Here is a 17707-nt window from a genome sequence, read left to right as displayed (position 1 = left end):
ATTTATAAATAACTAAAATGAGAAAAAAAAAGAGTACAATCGGCATTATTAAGGCAACTATTTTATTAGTAGTAATTATTAGTTTCACCTCTTGCTCAGACGATGATGAAAACCCAGTAGTTGTAAATGAGGAAGAAGTTATTACCACTATGAATGTAACATTAATCGCTAGTGGTGCGGAAACTATTACTTTACAGTCTCAAGACTTGGATGGTGATGGCCCGAATGCTCCCGTAGTAACAGTTTCTGGTAATTTAACTGCAAGTACAGTATATAATGGCAGTATTGAACTATTAAATGAAACTGAAACACCTGCTGAAGATATTACTGAAGAGGTGGCAGAAGAAGCAGATGAACATCAATTTATTTTCGTTTCATCGGGCGCATTAGCGAGTACAGCCTATAGTGATGAAGATGCTGATGGAAATCCTATAGGTATAGAGTTTACTTTAACAACAGGTGAAGCAGGTACGGGAACATTGCAAATTACCTTGCGTCATGAGCCTAAAAAACCAAACGATGGTTCTTTATCTGATGCTGGTGGTGAGACTGATATCTCTCAAACCTTTAGTGTAACAGTAGAGTAGTCATTATTTACTGCTAATCCTAATCTGGGTTTTTGCGAAAACCATAGAACATTTGTTTAAGGAAACCCGGTGGTACTTTTTCATCACCGGGAAATCCTAAAGTTATCGTTCCACTATCTTCAGGAATGTAATTCGTTTTAAATATATAGTCCCAAATACTTAAACTTATTCCGTAATTGACACCATTTTTACCCTTTGGAATTTCGTAAGCATGATGATATAAATGCATAACTGGGTTGTTAAATATATATCGCAAAGGCCCCCATGTAATCTTAATGTTCGAATGATTAAAATGACCAATAGTTACTGCAAAAAAATGGACAATAATTGCTTGTTCTGGTTCAAAACCACCTAAAAGCATAACACCTAAAGTTTTTAAAGGCTTATAGATTACATTTTCCATCCAATGGTAACGCATGTGTGCTGCAAAACCCATTTCTTTAACACTATGATGTATTTGATGAAATTGCCATAAAAATTTATATCGATGCAACATAACATGGGTAACCCACTGCACAAAATCTAAAACAATAAAAAACAACAACAATTGCGCCCACATGGGCATCGCTGATAAATCTATTAGAGTAAAACTGCTTATTTTTAAACCTATATCTGTAAAGAAGATTTCTAATACTTTATAGAATCCGCTTATAAATATGGCAAATACGAAGAAGTTGAAAAACATATAAAAGGCATCCAACCAAAAATCTTTTCTAATTATTGCCTGTCTTTTGCGCCATGGAAATAATACTTCTAAAACGAAAACTATAAGTGATATTATAACTATTCCCCAAAAGAAATTAGAATACCATGGCACCTCAAATAATATGGATTTCCATGTCCAATTTAAAGTTCCTAGAAATGAATTTACAAAACCATCGATATATTTCTCCAAACCTATAATTTTATATTAATTTTTGTCCGGTGAAATTGAAAAAACTTACGCAAGGGCTTCGTGTAAAGCATATTACTTTAAAGCATACCATTCTATATCTTTCAATGATGCCCTCCTACCCGTATCTTCCGGCGCATAATTCTTGGCTAAATAATTTAAGATTATTTCCTCATTATCACCAAGTTCCCACAAATTCTGTGACTCTTGCATCCAACGAATAGTTGCCAACCATCCTTCTTTGGTCATTTTATTTTGAGTAACTAACTCAGCGGCATGGCAGGTAGTACAATTGTTTATTACTGTTTGCATCCCTTCATCTTCAATAAAGCCTGTACGAGAATCAACACCATTTTTTACTACTTTTTTTTCAATATCTGTTGGTGTTATACTATCTTCAGAAGGTCCTCCAAAGTACAACCCAATGATGCCTGCAACAATTGCGATAACCCCAATGATAATTAGTAGTCGATAGCTTTTTCTAATCCGTTTTTCGGTTGTATTATTTTCACTCATTTAAGCTACTTTTATTGCAATTCTATGACAAGCATTGTTTAAATACCCTTTCGGATTCCATCCTGGCAAAAGCATAGGTTGACTTTTTCCTTGAGAATCAGTTGCTCTAGCCCATACTTCATAATATCCTTTCTGAGGAAAATCTACGCTAGCTGAAAAATGTTGCCATGCTAACCTATTGGCTGGTTTTTCAATTGAACATGATTTCCATGAACTACCAAAATCAATTGAATATTCCATTTTAGAAACTTCAAGCTCTCCTGCCCATGCATGACCTCTAATATTTAACTTTTTTCCTTCATCTATAATAGCACCGGATTTTGGAAAAGTAATTAAAGATTTTACAGGCATAGATTCAATAATGCACATATCTTCATCTTTAACTTTTTCTCCTGGTGCTACTGGTTTACAAGGAACACGATATGAAGTGCCAGTCATTTTTGCACCATCATGTTCTATGTTTCTAACACTTATTCTGTTTAACCATTTTCCAGAAACTGAAGCTGGCCATCCACCTGCTACTAATCGCAATGGAAAACCATGCGCTAATGGAATCGGCTCACCATTCATTTCAAAAGCAAGAATCGTTTCATCTTGCATTGCTTTTGCAAGAGGTGCACCTCTGGAAATTGGTTCTTTTTTAGGATCTCTGCTTAAATGGACGTCAGCAGCATGATATCCAATATAAACCGCATCATCTTTAAGACCTACATCTTCTAATACATCTTTTAATCGTACACCAGTCCATGTTGCACAAGATACAGCACCGATGGTCCATTGATTACCTTTTGCTGGGGGATTAAATTCACTTCTACCATTTCCACCGCACTCCAAAGTAAGTTGATAAGAATGCTGTCTAAACTTGGTTTTTAAATCATTTAAAGTATAGGTTTTTGATTCTTTAACAGACTCACCATCAAAAGTTAAAGTCCAATTTTCAGCATTTATATCCTCAGGAATAAGTCCATTATTTCTAATAAACATATACTTGTTGGGCGTAATTTTATCATCTAACAAATGAGCCTTCGCCTCCATATTCCATGGTTTGCTATTTAGCAATGTCATGTCTATGTCTTTATTAAAAAGTTTAAAAGGGTCTGGGTCTTGTAGTACCAGTGGTTTATAGTCTTCTGGCATAAATTTGCCATATACAATATCGGCTCCTATTACAGTAGCCAAAGAGCCCAAGGTGGCCTTCTTTATAAAATTTCTTCGCTTAAAATCCATTATATAAAATTAGAAATATTTAAGCGGAAGAAAAAAAATAATGGCTTAGAATTAGATATTATTCTGCATCTACTTCAATAATTTTTTCTTTCTTTTTTGCACTTTTAAAAACATAAGTATAAAACCACATTATAGTGAAGGTAGGAAGCACATCTAAACCGGGCATTAATTCTTCTAAAAAGGTAATTGCCCCTGCCGTTTGTCCTGCTTTACCTTTATACATTCTAGTCATTATCCAAGCTGAAATAGGTGCCCATATAATATCTGAGAACGCACCAATACCAGGAATAAAATATGATGCCATGCCAACAGCATCTAAAAGCAATCCTAGAAATAGATTGCGCGTTTTGTTATCTTTCGTTTTTGACATAATTCTAAAGTTAGTGTTCAAAATAAAATAATGCAAATAAGATGCCAAAATAACAGTTCTACTAGCTTTTAAACCCTATACCTGCGACTTTACGCAATGCTAAATGAATGATATATTACGAAAGATCCGAACTAATTAATTTAAGAAACTCATTTCTCGTTTCTTGTTTTTCAAACTGACCTCTAAACCCTGAAGTAGTAGTAACTGAGTTTTGCTTTTGTACGCCACGCATCATCATACACATATGTGAAGCTTCAATAACTACGGCCACTCCCTGTGGCTTTAAAGTTGTATTTAAACATTCTAAAATATCATGTGTGAGTCGTTCTTGAACTTGCAGTCTTCTTGCAAAAACATCAACTACTCTTGGTATCTTACTCAACCCAACTATATGACCGTTTGGTATATACGCAATATGGGCTTTACCAAAAAAAGGAAGCATGTGGTGTTCACATAAAGAATACAATTCAATGTCTTTTATAATGACCATGTCATCATAATCTTCTTTAAACATTGCCCCTTTTAAAATTTCAACCGGATCTAAATCATAACCCTGTGTAAGAAACATCATTGCTTTCGCTGCTCGTTCTGGAGTTTTAACTATTCCTTCTCTAGCAGTATCTTCACCAAGTTCATCTATAATCTTGGAAAAACTATTCTTTATTTCATTGGTAGCTTCTATGTTGTATTCTTCTAAATTCTTATACTGAGTCATTTAATCTATTTAAATAGTTAAGCAAGTTGTTCAACAAAATAATTTGTCGAAATATTTTTGCTAAAATTACAATAATTAAAGAAGTTTCAAGATCTTGTACATTTTGCCATGTCTAGTACATTGATTACTTTCAAAACTTAAAATTTCTATGGATGATTAAAGCATCAAACATTCAAAAATATTACGGAAATCTGCAAGTCCTTAAGGGGGTAGATTTACACATAAAGGCTGGTGAAATTGTTTCAGTAGTCGGTGCTTCTGGAGCAGGTAAGACAACTTTACTTCAGATTTTAGGTACGTTAGACAAACAATCGAATGAAAAAGAAAGTACTTTATTATTGAATGGTATTGAAGTAACCAACTTGAAAGGAAAAGAGCTTGCTCGTTTTCGTAATGAGCACATAGGCTTTATTTTTCAATTTCACCAATTACTTCCTGAATTTACTGCGCTTGAGAATGTATGTATTCCTGCTTTTATTAAAGGAACTTCAAAAACTGAAGCAGAAAAAAGAGCTTTAGAATTACTCGCTTTTTTAGGACTTTCTGAACGTGTAAATCATAAGCCTAATGCATTATCTGGAGGAGAACAACAACGTGTAGCAGTTGCTCGAGCACTAATTAATAGTCCTTCTATTATTTATGCAGATGAACCTAGTGGAAATCTTGATACCGAAAGTGCTGACAACCTTCATAAATTGTTTTTTGAATTACGTGATAAATTTGGTCAGACGTTTGTTATTGTTACCCACAATGATGAATTAGCAGATTTAGCAGATCGTAAACTTACTATGGTTGATGGACTAATAACAAGTTCTGAAACTGCAATTACTGAACCGATAACTGAAGCCAATTAGATTCAGTTATGTTAGATGACTTAATCCAATTCTTAAAAAATCCTGTTTATTTAGAAGATCAGAATACCGATTTTAATTATCGCAAAAAAATATTCTTTCAAATATTAATAAGCGCTCTGGTAATTAATATTGGATTAACACTTGTCTTGGGTTTATTAGAACCGGTTTTTGGTATTGACCTTGGTAAGCATGCTATTGATGATGCCTTAGAAAAATATCCTTTACTTTTTATGGCATTCGCAGCAGTAATTCTAGCTCCCGTTCTCGAAGAATTATTTTTTAGAGGACCAATGGTTTATTTTAAAGACAAGCCATATTTCAAAATAATTTTTTGGCTATTGACAATTACCTTTGGTTTAATGCACATTACTAATTTTGAAATTACTAGTACCACATTAATGTTAGCACCATTATTAGTTTTGCCACAAATAATAGTTGGTGCGATGCTCGGTTTTATTCGTGTGAAGTTCGGTTTACTTTGGGCCATAGGCCTACATGCCACTTATAACCTAGTACTTTTAGGACCGATTTTAATGGCGCTCGTATTAGATATTCCAATTCCTACTGAATGAAGCGAAACGAATTAAAAGATTTTTTGGATGCTAAAGTTGAACAATACAACAAACCTAAATTTTTAGAGAGTGATCCAATACAAATTCCACATCGCTTTTCAAAAAAAGAAGATATTGAGATTAGTGGTTTTCTAACGGCAACCATAGCTTGGGGAAATAGAAAAAGTATTATCACCAATGCTAATAAACTAATGGAAAGGCTTGGTAATTCACCCCATGATTTCATACTGAATCATGAAACAAATGATTTGGAAAAATTACATGGTTTTGTACATCGCACCTTTAATGCAGACGACCTCACTTTCTTCATAAAAAGTCTCAAAAATATTTATGAAAACCATAATGGTTTAGAAGCGGCATTTTCAAAAGGTGCCGACTCCAAATCAATGCAACCTGCTATTTCGAACTTTAAAAACATTTTTTTTGAATTACCACATAAATCTAGAACTACCAAGCACGTTGGAGACCCATTAAAAGGTTCTGCAGCGAAACGTTTAAATATGTTTTTAAGATGGATGGTGCGTGATAACACTACTAATGTAGATTTTGGAATATGGAAAAGTATTTTATCTTCACAGTTATCTTGCCCATTAGACGTGCATTCTGGTAACGTAGCGCGAAAATTAAATTTATTAAAACGTAAACAAAATGATGCCAAGGCATTGGCAGAATTAGACATCAATCTTAGAAAGCTTGATCCAATTGATCCTGTAAAATATGATTTTGCACTATTTGGACTTGGAGTTTTTGAAAGATTTTAAAACTAAAAAATGAAATATTCTCTATCAATAGTAATTGTAGTAATGATATGTTTATCAGCTTGTAAATCAAGTAAAAAAAATGTAACCAAAATTGATTCTGATAAAGTTTACGCCTGGTGTATTGTACCTTATGATAGCTTAAAACGAACACCAATTGAGCGTATTAATATGCTAAATGAAATTGAAATTTCGAAATATGCATACGATTGGCGCGATGAACATTTAGCGACTATGGCTGAAGAACTTCAACTAGCAAAAAAGAACAATGTAAAAGTAATTAGTGTTTGGCTCTGGATTGATAACAATTCTAATACCATAGATAAATTAAGTGATTCAAATGAACAGCTTTTTAAAGTGATAGAAGAAGTTGATTATAAAGGGCAAATTTGGGTGAGTTTTAATGCCAATTTTTTTGAAAATTTATCTGATGCAGACGCCGTAGAAAAAGGTGCTAAAATGATTTCAGTTTTAAGTAAAAGAGCATCTGATTTAAATTGTAAAGTTGCATTGTACAATCATGGAGATTGGTTTGGAGAACCGGAAAATCAAATTAAAATTATTAAAGCACTACCAAAAGAAGATTTAGGTTTGATCTATAACTTCCACCATGCACATCATCAAATAGATACATTCCCAGAATTAGTAAATACCATGATGCCGTATTTATGGAGTGTAAATTTAAATGGTCTGAGAAAAGGTGGGCCAAAAATACTTGCCATTGGTAAAGGTGATTATGAACAAAAAATGATAAAGCAATTACTAAAAAGCGGATACGAAGGTAACTTCGGAATTCTTGGTCATATTGAAACTAGCGATGTAAAAGAAGTATTAATTTCAAACCTAGAAGGATTGAGATTAATAGAAGTGCTTAAAGAATAATACAAAACGAGAACTGAACTTTAATATGTGGTGAGTTATCAGTATTTTGTGGAAGATGAATTTCCTTTGAATATTAAATTACAACTATGAGAAAATTAGAAATTAACTTGTTAGCACTTGTCTTATTATTAGGGCTAACGGTAACCGCTCAATCGAAAGAAGATTGGCCAAACCTTAAACAATTTCAAGAAAAAAATATGACCGTTGGTAATCCGTCTGTATATGAAAATAGAGTTGTTTTTATGGGTAATTCCATTACTATTGGTTGGATAAATTCTCGCCCGGAATTTTTCAAAGACAAACCGTTTGTAAATCGCGGAATTAGTGGGCAAACAACACCACAAATGTTGCTGCGATTTCGACAAGATGTAATCGATTTAAAACCTAAGGTTGTTGTAATACTTGCAGGTACAAATGACATTGCTGGAAATACCGGACCCATGACACTCGAACAAATATTAGATAACATTAAATCGATGGCTGAGGTAGCTGAAGCAAACGATATTAAAGTAATTTTATCTTCTGTGCTTCCTGCTTTTGATTATCCTTGGAGACCTGGTTTAAAGCCTAATGAAAAAATACCAGCCTTAAATAAAATGATAAAAACTTATGCTGAAGAAGCTGGCCACATTTACCTCGACTATTTCTCGGCTATGGCCGATGACCGTAACGGATTGCCAAAAAAGTATGCGAATGATGAAGTGCACCCAACTCCAGAAGGTTATGCGGTAATGGAACCTATGGTTGAAAAAGCAATTGCAGAAGCTTTATCAAAGTAATACGAACGAGCCCACTCATTTTTTTAAATTGAGATGAACACTTATATATGATTGAAAACAAACAGCGATTAACCGTTGATACTAAATGGGACACCATAGTCATTGGTGCTGGTGCTGGCGGACTTGCAACTGCTATCTGTCTTTCTAGAGCTGGTCAAAAAGTTCTAGTACTCGAAAAGCATGATGTGCCCGGCGGGTGGTGTCATAGCTTTTATATTGATGGGCATCGCTTTACTCCTGGTGTGCATTATGTAGGGCTTTTAGAAGAAGGTGAAACAACAAACAATTTATACAGCGGTTTAGGCATTGCCAGTGAATTGACCTTTTTTAGAATGAACCCTAATGGTTATGAACATTGCTGGTTGGGTGAGGAAAGATTCGATTTTCCAAATAATTTCGATGTACTAATTGAACGCCTTCAAGAAAAATTTCCTGAAGAAAAAAAGAACATTGACACCTATTTGAATCTCATAAAAACAGTTAGTGAAGAGGTGCAAATGATTCCACATATAAAAGGTTTTTGGAACAAATTATTTATGCCCTATAAAACAAGGCATATGGGTAAACATGCGCCATTTACCCTAAATAAAATAATTAAAAGACATATAAAAAACCCATTATTAAGACGAATCTTAAACATACAATGTGGTGATCATGCTTTGGCCCCTGATAAGGTTAGTTTTCTAATGCATGCAGGCTTAATGACCCATTATTTTAGTGGTGGATTTTATCCCATGGGTGGTGGCGGTGCGCTAATAAAGTCCATGACGAATGCCATAAAAAGAAATAATGGAGAGGTATGGACCAGTAGCGGAGTACAAAAAATTTTAATTGAAAAAAACAATGGCAAAAAGGCAATTGGTGTTGAACTTGAAAATGGCACTAAACTATTTGCAGACCGAATTGTTTCGAATACGGATCCGCACATAACCTATAAAAAATTAATAGGTGAACAACACCTAAGTAAAAAATTATTGAAGAAATTAAACAAGACAAAATACTCCTGTACTTCATTAATGTTGTTTATGACAATTGATTACGATTTACGTAAAGCGGGATTAGATTCTGGTAATATTTGGAAGATGCCAAACAGAGACGAGAATGCCTACTATGCTGAAATGATGAATGATGACTTAACTAGTGATGCCGCCTTTGAAGGTATGTTCATTAGTTGTACCTCTTTAAAAGACCCTTCTAGTTATGATGGTAAGTATCATACGCTCGAGGCAATCACCTTGGTAGATTATACGCCTTTCGAAAAGTTTAAAAATGAAAGTGAACAACGCTCTCAAGAATATCTAGATTTCAAAGATTTACTGACAAAAAAAATGCTAAAGGGACTCGAAAATGTTGTCCCTGGAATTTCAAAACATATAGTACAACTAGAATTGGGTACTCCAATTACGAATGAATATTATGTCAATACAACTAGAGGCAGTATTTATGGGACCGAAAAAAGCATTTGGAATATTGGACCTTTTGCGTACAAGAACAAAAGTGAAATCGAAAATTTATACCTATGTGGCGCTAGTGTTCTTTCGCATGGCGTAGCTGGGGCATCGCATTCTGGTGTTGATACCGCCGCACAAATATTAGGCTGTACATCTAGGGACTTAATCAAACCCGATCCATCGCAACAAGTACAATTGTACGATGCAGAAGACGACACCAATTACCCCGAATGGTTGCAGAAAAAAATAAAAGTGAGAAGGGCTCGAGCTGAATCGAAGGAAAAACTAGCAACATAAAATATTGTTACTAGTTTACCTCTCTTGTTTAAATTTTAAAAGGTAGAAAACTACTGCCCTACCGTATTTACAAGTGTACCAATATTATCAATAGTAATATGTACTTCGTCACCAATATGCAAAGTGAATTCATCTGGTGGAATAATTCCTGTACCGGTCATAAGAAAGCATCCTTTTGGAAAATTACACTCTCTAAAAAGATACCCTACTAAATCTGTTAATTTACGCTTCATGTTACTCAAAGGAATTTCCCCTTTAAAAGCCGTTGCCCCATCTCTAAAAATTTCCAGTGTTATTAAAGATGCTGGATCAATAGGCTCTTTTGATAAATAAATACATGGGCCTAATGCTGCACAGGCTTCATATGTCTTTGCTTGCGGAAGATACAATGGGTTCTCACCTTCTATATCTCTAGAACTCATATCGTTACCTATAGTATACCCTTCTATTGTCCCGTCAGAACTTAATAATAAAGCTAATTCTGGCTCAGGTACATTCCATTTTGAGTCCTTACGAATTCGAACTGTTCCATTGTGTCCAACAGTTCTTGCCGCAGTTGCTTTAAAAAATAATTCTGGGCGATCTGCATCATAAACACGATCATAAAAAGTGCCACCACCTGCATCTTTAGATTCTTCCATACGGGCATCTCTACTACGCATATAGGTAACGCCTGATGCCCAGATTTCTTGATTTTCGATCGGTGCTAGAATTCCTTCAGGCTGACCACAACTTTCCCAAGTTTCTACTTCAGCTATTAATAAATCATACAAATTTGTTCTATTAATAAATGCATCCCAATTTGAAATTTCCTTATAGAAAAAATTAGAATTCTTTTCAATACATACTCCGTTATTGGTTTTATAAATCTTCATGATGTGGTCAAAATTATATTAGGTTATAAATGTAATTAATTTTAGATTTTCACAGAGTCAATTTCCTATTATGATGAAGTAATATATATTATAATAACTATATTTCGGAGATATACAATTTTTATATGAACGACTTATTTAATTTGGAAGGTAAGGTTGCAATTATTACCGGAGCGAGTGGAACTTTGGCTAGCTCAGTTGCTAAATGTCTTTCGAATGCTGGAGTAAAATTAGCATTGCTTACACGAAGCAAATCATCTGTTGCTGAGCTTATTCAATCATTACCTAATATTGCGGTTGCTTTTGAATCTGACATACTTTCAGAAAAGCGATTGATTATTACATGTGAAGAGATTTTAAAAGAATTTGGCCACATTGATATTCTTATAAATAGTGCAGGTGGCAACTTACCAGGAGCGACTATACCTGACGATAAAACAATTTTCGATTTAGATATGGCTGACTTCCAAAAGGTCACTGAACTAAACTTAAATGGTACCGTTTTACCATCCATTGTTTTTGGTAAGGCTATGGCTGATGCAAAAAAAGGAGCTATTATAAATTATTCTTCAATGGCCGTCGCACAAGCAATTAATCGTGTACCAGGCTATTCAGCCTCTAAAGCGGCTATGGAAAATTTCACTCGATGGATGGCTGTAGAAATGGCTACGAAATTCGGAGATGGAATTCGAGTAAATGCTATTGCCCCTGGTTTTTTCATTGCAAAACAAAATAAAGCCGTTTTAATTAATGAAGATGGGACTTATACGAAAAGAGGAGAAGCTGTTATTCGTAAAACACCGATGCGAAGATTTGGTAATACTGATGAATTAAATGGCGCAATTCATTTTTTATGTAGCGATGCGGCTAAATTCCTTACGGGGGCAGTTCTGCCAATTGATGGAGGGTTTAGTGCTTTTAGTGGCGTATAATTAATCTAATATTTTATGAAAACACTACATACATGGCGTTGGTATGGACCAACTGACCCCGTTAGCTTACAAGACGTTAAACAAGCAGGTGCTGAAGGTGTTGTGTCCGCACTACATCATGTACCTACCGGTGATATATGGACGGTTGAAGAAATTCTAAAACGAAAAAATACAATAGAAGACGCAGGACTTTTATGGTCGGTAGTTGAATCACTACCTATTCATGAAGACATTAAAATTAGAAAAGGTAATTATCAGAAATATATTAATAATTATAAAGTAAGCCTTGAAAATTTAGCACAATGTAATATTCGCGTAGTTTGCTATAATTTTATGCCTGTTTTAGATTGGACACGAACTAATCTCTTCCTAGAAATGGAAGATGGCTCGAAAGCATTGGCTTTTCAATTTAGCGCATTGGCCGCGTTTGATCTTTATATGTTACAACGTCCAAATGCAGATAAAAGTTATACTTCCCAGCAAATAGCTGAAGCTAAAATCACCTTTGAGGCAATGCATGATATTGACAAAAAAGATTTAGTTAAAACTATTATAGCCGGTTTACCAGGTTCTGCCGATGGTTACCCAATGCGTGAAGATGGATATGATTTAAGTCTTTTTCAAGCCAAATTAGATGATTATAGTGATATTGGGGAAACAGAAATGCGCCAACATTTGGTTGCTTTCTTATCTGAGGTAGTTCCTACGGCTGCTGCAAATGAAGTTCTATTATGTATTCATCCAGATGATCCGCCGTTTGCCATTTTAGGGTTACCGCGTATAATGTGTACCGAAGCAGATTATGCCCATATTTTTGATAGCGTTCCTTCTATTAGTAATGGAATCACTTTATGTACTGGTTCATTAGGTGCAAGAGCGGATAATAATTTAGTGCAAATTGCTGAACGGTTTTCAGAGCGATTACATTTTCTTCATTTACGAAGTACAAAACGAGATGGTAATGATAATTTCTACGAAGCCAATCATTTAGAAGGTGATATTAATATGTACGGAATTGTAAAAAGTGTTTTTACTGAACAAATTCGACGTAAAAAAGAAGGTCGCTCCGATTGGCAAATTGCCATGCGCCCAGATCATGGCCATCTCATGTTAGATGACTTACATAAACATACCAACCCAGGTTACTCCGCCATTGGTAGACTTCGAGGTCTTGCCGAATTACGTGGACTTGAAATGGGTATTTCTAAATCGTTATTTGAATAACTTTATTTTGAACCGAAAGCATCAGAAATGATATTCGTCATTTCTGGATGATTTGCATCTAAATCACCATACTTAGTACGTTCTTTCTGAATTGCTATTTTCATATCAGCTATGATTTTAGCATATCTTGGGTCATCATACCCGTTATGCAATTCTTTTGGATCTTCATTTATATCATAGAATTCCCAAGTCGGTTGTGTAACCACTTTATCTGTACCACGCATTCCTAAAGGTTGCCCGTAAAAAAAGGCCAATTTATATCGCTCATTTCGTACTCCAAAATGTGCTGGTCTATCTGGGTGATGCAACCAATATCTATAGTACATCTCTGTTCTCCAATCTTCAGGTGTATTGCCTTTTAAAATTTCTCTAAAGCTTTCCCCTTGCATGAATTCAGGTTTTTTTATTCCCGCATAATCGGCCATAAGAGGCGCAAAATCAATATTTAAAATAATATCATCTATACGTTGACCGCCTTTAATCTCTTTTGGATATCTTATAACAAAAGGCATTTGAAGCGATTCTTCATAAATCAAACGTTTATCAAAAAAACCGTGCTCACCTAAAAAATAACCTTGATCAGCAGTGTATATAACTATTGTATTATCTGCAATACCTTCAGCCTCTAAATAATCTAATAACTTTCCGATATTATCATCGATGGCGGCTCCACAGCGCATAAAATCTTTTACTAATTTTTGATAGATTTTTTTTCGTTTTTGAACACTATCTAATCCTTCTAAAGGATAAGGCAAACCTGGGTAATCTGTCCAGAAATTTTCAGGATCTTCCGTTGCTTTTTTCCAACGTGCAGCTATATTCTCCAATTTTTGTCCTTCAAACGTCCTACCAGTTGTCTCTTTTCCAAAATCGTATAAAGATGCTGGCTCTGGAATTTCTTCATTTTTATATAACGAAGCATATCGTTTTGGATAATCAAAAGGTTCATGTGTTGCTTTAAAATTGCAAAACATTAAAAATGGCTTCGAAGTATCACGTTTATTTAAGTGTTCAATGGTCAAATCTGTAATTACATCAGTAGAGAAGCCCTTATATTCAGTACCTGAGGTTGCTGTATAACCATCTTCCCAATTTTCTTTTGTTTTTAAAATAGGATTCCAATACCTACCCTGACCAGGCAAAACATTAAAATAGTCAAACCCTTCAGGTTGCTTTACTAAATGCCATTTTCCAATAACCGCGGTTTGATATCCTGCTTTACCTAATTCTTTTGCAATATGGGGATGTCCAGGTGGCAAAGGCTCACTTAAGGTATAAACCTGATTTACGTGGCTGTATTGTCCAGTAAGTATCGCTCCTCTACTTGGTGTACAAATACTATTAGTGCAAAAGGCATTTTCCAAAACTGCGCCTTCGCTTGCCAACCTTTCTATATTCTTGTTTTTAACGTAATCTTTTAAAATTCCACCATAAATACCCCAAGCCTGAGATGTATGATCATCAGAGAGAATGAAAAGAATATTGGGAGGTGAACTTTCAGAAGAATTTTCTTGTGAAAAAAGTGAAGCAGTAAAAATAAAAGCTAAAAAAAATAAGATTCTCATTATCACATTTTATAGTTAAAAAACGAAGACCAAGATAATCATTAAACTTCGCTTTTAATGTGCCTAATCTCAATTATAACAAGGATAACGAAAATATTTGCTATTCATCTGATACATACAATTTTACTAAAATAACCCTCGTTAAAATCTATTCAAACCTCAAATTAATATTTCATGGAAAACCATCAAACACCACAAACTGCTGTAGTTAGTCAACTTTCTGACCAGGTCAGAGTTGCATTTTACAAAAAAACTTATGCACACTTAGCAGGTTCGGTTTTACTTTTCATTCTAGTAGAAACACTATTCTTTCAAATTGACCCCATCGTAAATTTTGCATTGTCTATGACATCCGGATATCTCTGGCTTGTTATGTTAGGTGGGTTTATGTTAATTACAAATTATGCTGAACGATTAGCACTACGAAGCGATAACGTAAATACACATTATATCGGACTTATACTTTATGTAATAGCGGAGGCATTCATTTTTATACCTCTTATTTTTATTGCGATGATGATGGGTGGAGAAGGTGCTTTTGATATACTAAATCAGGCAGCAATCTTAACATTATCAATGTTTACAGGTCTATCTGCTATAGTGTTTTTAACGAAGAAAGATTTTTCATTCTTAAAATCTGCTTTAACAATTGGATTCTTTATTGCTTTAGGACTTATAATTGCGGGAACTATTTTTGGATTTAATCTGGGACTTTGGTTTAGCGTAGGTATGGTTGTATTAGCATCGGGGTCTATTCTATATCAAACATCGAATTTAATTCACAAATATCAGCCCAATCAATATGTGGCTGCATCTTTAGGTCTTTTCGCTTCATTGATGTTACTGTTTTGGTACATCTTAAGCATACTTTCAAGAGATTAAAAATTAATATTTATTTTAAAAAACATCCAGCAACACGTTGGATGTTTTTTTTGCTAAAATTTACGATTAGGTTCAAAACCAATTAAACTCATTGAAGTTTTTTTATCTGCAATAATTTCAGCAACAAGTTTACCCGTTGCAGGACCTAAACTCCATCCCATCATGGCATGACCCGTTGCCAAGGTTAAATTTTTTAAGCCTGTACATCTACCAATATATGGCAGTCCATCTGGTGTAACAGGTCGCATACCCGTTTTTGCCGCTGCTATTTCGGATTCTGAGATTACCAAGTCTGAATAAAAGCTTTGGGCGCCTTTTGCAATTGCACGAACACGTTCTTTTCTAACCGCCGAATTAATCCCAGAAAATTCCATTGTTCCTGCAAAACGCGTAAAGCCTTTCATTGGGGTTACTGCCATATTTGCCTCCATAAGAATTGCAGGCATTGAAATTCCCGTGTTTCGCTCTACATTAATTCGATATCCTTTACCTGCTTGAATTGGAAGTTTAATATTTAGTTTTTTCGAAAGATTTCCACTCCATGATCCAGCCGCTAAAACGACTTCGTCAGCATTATAATCATCTTTTGATGTTATAACCTTTTTTATTAATCCATCCTCAATACCTACATCAAGTACTTCTTCATTACTTTTTATATGAACCCCTGATTCTTGAAGGTATTTAAGCATTTTAGGCATAAACTCTTCCGGTGACATATGACCGTCACACTGATAATGTATGGCACCTTCTGCATCTATTTTAGCATTTGGTTCAATATCTTTTAATTCGGACTTATTCAGTTCCGCTACTTCTAGTCCTAAATAACTTGCCTTTTCTGCTACTTCTTTTTCATGCAAGAAAGATGCCTCGGTCTTATACAACATCAAAAGACCTTTGCGTTCTAGCTGAAAATCACCTAAATCACCCGAAATTTTTATCTCTTCATATAAATCTCGACTTAATAAGTTTATATCCTTAATAATAGGAATCGCTTTTTCAACTTTTGCTTTTGTTGAAGACTTATGAAAGTACCAAGACCATTTAAAAAAGTCTAAATCCCATCTAGGTTTCATATAAAAAGGACTCGTAGAATTAAACATCCATTTAATGCCTTGGGCAATTTTTCCAGGGGATGCTAATGGAATAATATGACTAGGAGTTATATAACCCGCATTCACAAAAGAGGCACCATCTGTAATATCTGATTTATCTATTACGGTAACCTCGTGACCACCTTTATTCAGAAAGTATGCAGAACACAATCCAATAATTCCACCTCCAATAATTACAATATTCTTAGCCATATTAAATTACTTGAAAGCCATGTGCATAGGGATCTTCATCATCAATTGTTAATGTATTGTGACCATAAATTTTTGCCCAACCTTGAATACTAGGCAAAATAGCTTGTTTTCCTAAAAGTGTGGTTTCTGCTTCTACCCTACCAATAAACTGCGATCCAATAAAGCTTTCATGAATAAACGATTCACCAACTTTTAATTTACCTTTAGCAAACCATTGTGCCATTCTAGCTGAAGTGCCGGTACCACAAGGTGATCTATCAATTGCTTTATCGCCATAGAAGACCGCATTTCTCGCAGTAGCTTCATTTGAAATGGTGTCGCCTGTCCATAAAACATGACTTACATTTCGAATAGTAGAATCTTCAGGATGAACGAATTCATTAGCAAATTTAAAATTTATGCGCTCCCTTATTTCACGACTAAAAGAAACTAATTCACTGGCTGTAAAATCTTGTATTCCAGTAAAATTTTCTTGTGGATCAATAATTGCATAAAAGTTGCCCCCGTATGAAACATCAAATTTTAATTCACCTAATACAGAAGATTTAATACTTAAATCTCTTGCTGCTAAGTAAGATTTTACATTTGTTAGCTTTACCCAATCAACTTTGTTTCCCGTCTGTCCATAGGTTATTTCAACCAGACCAGCGGGAGTTTCCATCCGTACTTTCCCAGGTGTTTTCGGTTTTAAAAGGCCTTCTTCAATCCCTATTGTAATCGCACCTATAGTTCCGTGTCCACACATAGGCAGACAACCACTAGTTTCAATAAAAAGAATTCCAAAATCATTCGAAGAGTCTGTAGGTGGATAGAAAATACTACCACTCATCATATCATGCCCTCTTGGTTCAAACATGAGTCCCTTACGAATCCAATCAAAATCTTTTAAAAAATGCTGACGCTTTTCGCTCATATTTGAACCTAAAAGCTCGGGGCCACCACTTCTTATAACACGAACTGGATTACCGCAAGTATGTGCATCAATACAAACAAAAGTATTAACCCCCATAATATTTAATTTTAAT

General features: G+C 34.7%; 19 protein-coding genes. 10 read left to right on the top strand and 9 right to left on the bottom strand.

From position 1 onward, the window contains the following. Positions 1–17 precede the first annotated feature (17 nt). Positions 18–587: a type 1 periplasmic binding fold superfamily protein gene (locus UH7x_RS16855; RefSeq protein WP_482361089.1), complete on the top strand. Its 570-nt coding sequence runs from the start codon at positions 18–20 to the stop codon at positions 585–587. Positions 588–606: 19 nt separating this feature from the next. Here UH7x_RS16855 and UH7x_RS16850 read toward each other — a convergent pair whose 3' ends face one another. From UH7x_RS16850 to folE, 5 genes are all read right to left on the bottom strand, one after another. After that, on the bottom strand, positions 607–1482 hold the full coding sequence (locus UH7x_RS16850) for a sterol desaturase family protein (protein ID WP_482361088.1): 876 nt from the start codon (positions 1480–1482) through the stop codon (positions 607–609). Between the two features lie 72 nt (positions 1483–1554). Continuing rightward, positions 1555–1995: a monoheme cytochrome C gene (locus UH7x_RS16845; protein ID WP_482361087.1), complete on the bottom strand. Its 441-nt coding sequence runs from the start codon at positions 1993–1995 to the stop codon at positions 1555–1557. After that, a complete protein-coding gene (locus tag UH7x_RS16840) occupies positions 1996–3222 on the bottom strand; it encodes a sulfite oxidase (protein ID WP_482361086.1) in 1227 nt (408 codons plus the stop codon). Between the two features lie 58 nt (positions 3223–3280). Then, positions 3281–3592: a hypothetical protein gene (locus UH7x_RS16835; protein ID WP_482361085.1), complete on the bottom strand. Its 312-nt coding sequence runs from the start codon at positions 3590–3592 to the stop codon at positions 3281–3283. Positions 3593–3707: 115 nt separating this feature from the next. Next, complete coding sequence (gene folE, locus UH7x_RS16830; RefSeq protein WP_482361084.1) at positions 3708–4307, bottom strand: GTP cyclohydrolase I FolE; 600 nt, start codon at positions 4305–4307, stop codon at positions 3708–3710. 152 nt (positions 4308–4459) lie between these two features. Here folE and UH7x_RS16825 point away from each other — a divergent pair, with 152 nt between their 5' ends. From UH7x_RS16825 to UH7x_RS16800, 6 genes are all read left to right on the top strand, one after another. Then, a complete protein-coding gene (locus UH7x_RS16825) occupies positions 4460–5161 on the top strand; it encodes an ABC transporter ATP-binding protein (RefSeq protein WP_482361083.1) in 702 nt (233 codons plus the stop codon). 8 nt (positions 5162–5169) lie between these two features. Then, positions 5170–5733, top strand: a complete 564-nt coding sequence (locus UH7x_RS16820; RefSeq protein ID WP_482361082.1) for a CPBP family intramembrane glutamic endopeptidase — start codon at positions 5170–5172, stop codon at positions 5731–5733. Then, a complete protein-coding gene (locus UH7x_RS16815; protein WP_482361081.1) occupies positions 5730–6494 on the top strand; it encodes a TIGR02757 family protein in 765 nt (254 codons plus the stop codon). The genes UH7x_RS16820 and UH7x_RS16815 overlap by 4 nt, the downstream gene beginning before the upstream one ends. A gap of 9 nt (positions 6495–6503) precedes the next feature. Next, positions 6504–7373: a sugar phosphate isomerase/epimerase family protein gene (locus tag UH7x_RS16810; protein WP_482361080.1), complete on the top strand. Its 870-nt coding sequence runs from the start codon at positions 6504–6506 to the stop codon at positions 7371–7373. Between the two features lie 86 nt (positions 7374–7459). Further along, entirely contained in the window at positions 7460–8152 is a 693-nt protein-coding gene (locus UH7x_RS16805; RefSeq protein WP_482361079.1) for an SGNH/GDSL hydrolase family protein, read from the top strand. A gap of 47 nt (positions 8153–8199) precedes the next feature. Beyond that, a complete protein-coding gene (locus UH7x_RS16800; protein ID WP_482361078.1) occupies positions 8200–9900 on the top strand; it encodes a phytoene desaturase family protein in 1701 nt (566 codons plus the stop codon). Between the two features lie 50 nt (positions 9901–9950). Here the strand turns inward: UH7x_RS16800 and UH7x_RS16795 are convergent, their stop codons facing one another. After that, a complete protein-coding gene (locus UH7x_RS16795) occupies positions 9951–10775 on the bottom strand; it encodes a fumarylacetoacetate hydrolase family protein (RefSeq protein WP_482361077.1) in 825 nt (274 codons plus the stop codon). A gap of 125 nt (positions 10776–10900) precedes the next feature. On the opposite strand from UH7x_RS16795, the gene UH7x_RS16790 reads away from it, so the two are divergent. Then, on the top strand, positions 10901–11707 hold the full coding sequence (locus UH7x_RS16790) for an SDR family oxidoreductase (protein ID WP_482361076.1): 807 nt from the start codon (positions 10901–10903) through the stop codon (positions 11705–11707). A gap of 15 nt (positions 11708–11722) precedes the next feature. Beyond that, positions 11723–12931, top strand: a complete 1209-nt coding sequence (uxuA, locus tag UH7x_RS16785; protein WP_482361075.1) for a mannonate dehydratase — start codon at positions 11723–11725, stop codon at positions 12929–12931. A gap of 2 nt (positions 12932–12933) precedes the next feature. Here the strand turns inward: uxuA and UH7x_RS16780 are convergent, their stop codons facing one another. After that, entirely contained in the window at positions 12934–14496 is a 1563-nt protein-coding gene (locus UH7x_RS16780) for a sulfatase family protein (protein WP_482361074.1), read from the bottom strand. Positions 14497–14670: 174 nt separating this feature from the next. Between UH7x_RS16780 and UH7x_RS16775 the strand changes: the two genes are divergently transcribed. Continuing rightward, positions 14671–15378 carry a Bax inhibitor-1/YccA family protein gene (locus tag UH7x_RS16775; RefSeq protein WP_482361073.1) on the top strand — a complete coding sequence of 236 codons (708 nt, stop codon included), beginning with the start codon at positions 14671–14673 and terminating at the stop codon, positions 15376–15378. Positions 15379–15431: 53 nt separating this feature from the next. Here the strand turns inward: UH7x_RS16775 and UH7x_RS16770 are convergent, their stop codons facing one another. Further along, positions 15432–16682: an NAD(P)/FAD-dependent oxidoreductase gene (locus UH7x_RS16770; protein ID WP_482361072.1), complete on the bottom strand. Its 1251-nt coding sequence runs from the start codon at positions 16680–16682 to the stop codon at positions 15432–15434. A 1-nt stretch (position 16683) separates the two neighbouring features. After that, the gene (locus UH7x_RS16765; protein WP_482361071.1) at positions 16684–17691 is read right to left on the bottom strand and encodes a 4-hydroxyproline epimerase; all 1008 of its coding nucleotides are present in this window, start codon (positions 17689–17691) and stop codon (positions 16684–16686) included. Positions 17692–17707 lie beyond the last annotated feature (16 nt).

Source organism: Aurantibacter sp. UH7 (assembly GCF_056839165.1).
Note: the sequence above shows the minus strand (reverse complement) of the source record. Positions and strands in the feature narration are given on the sequence as shown.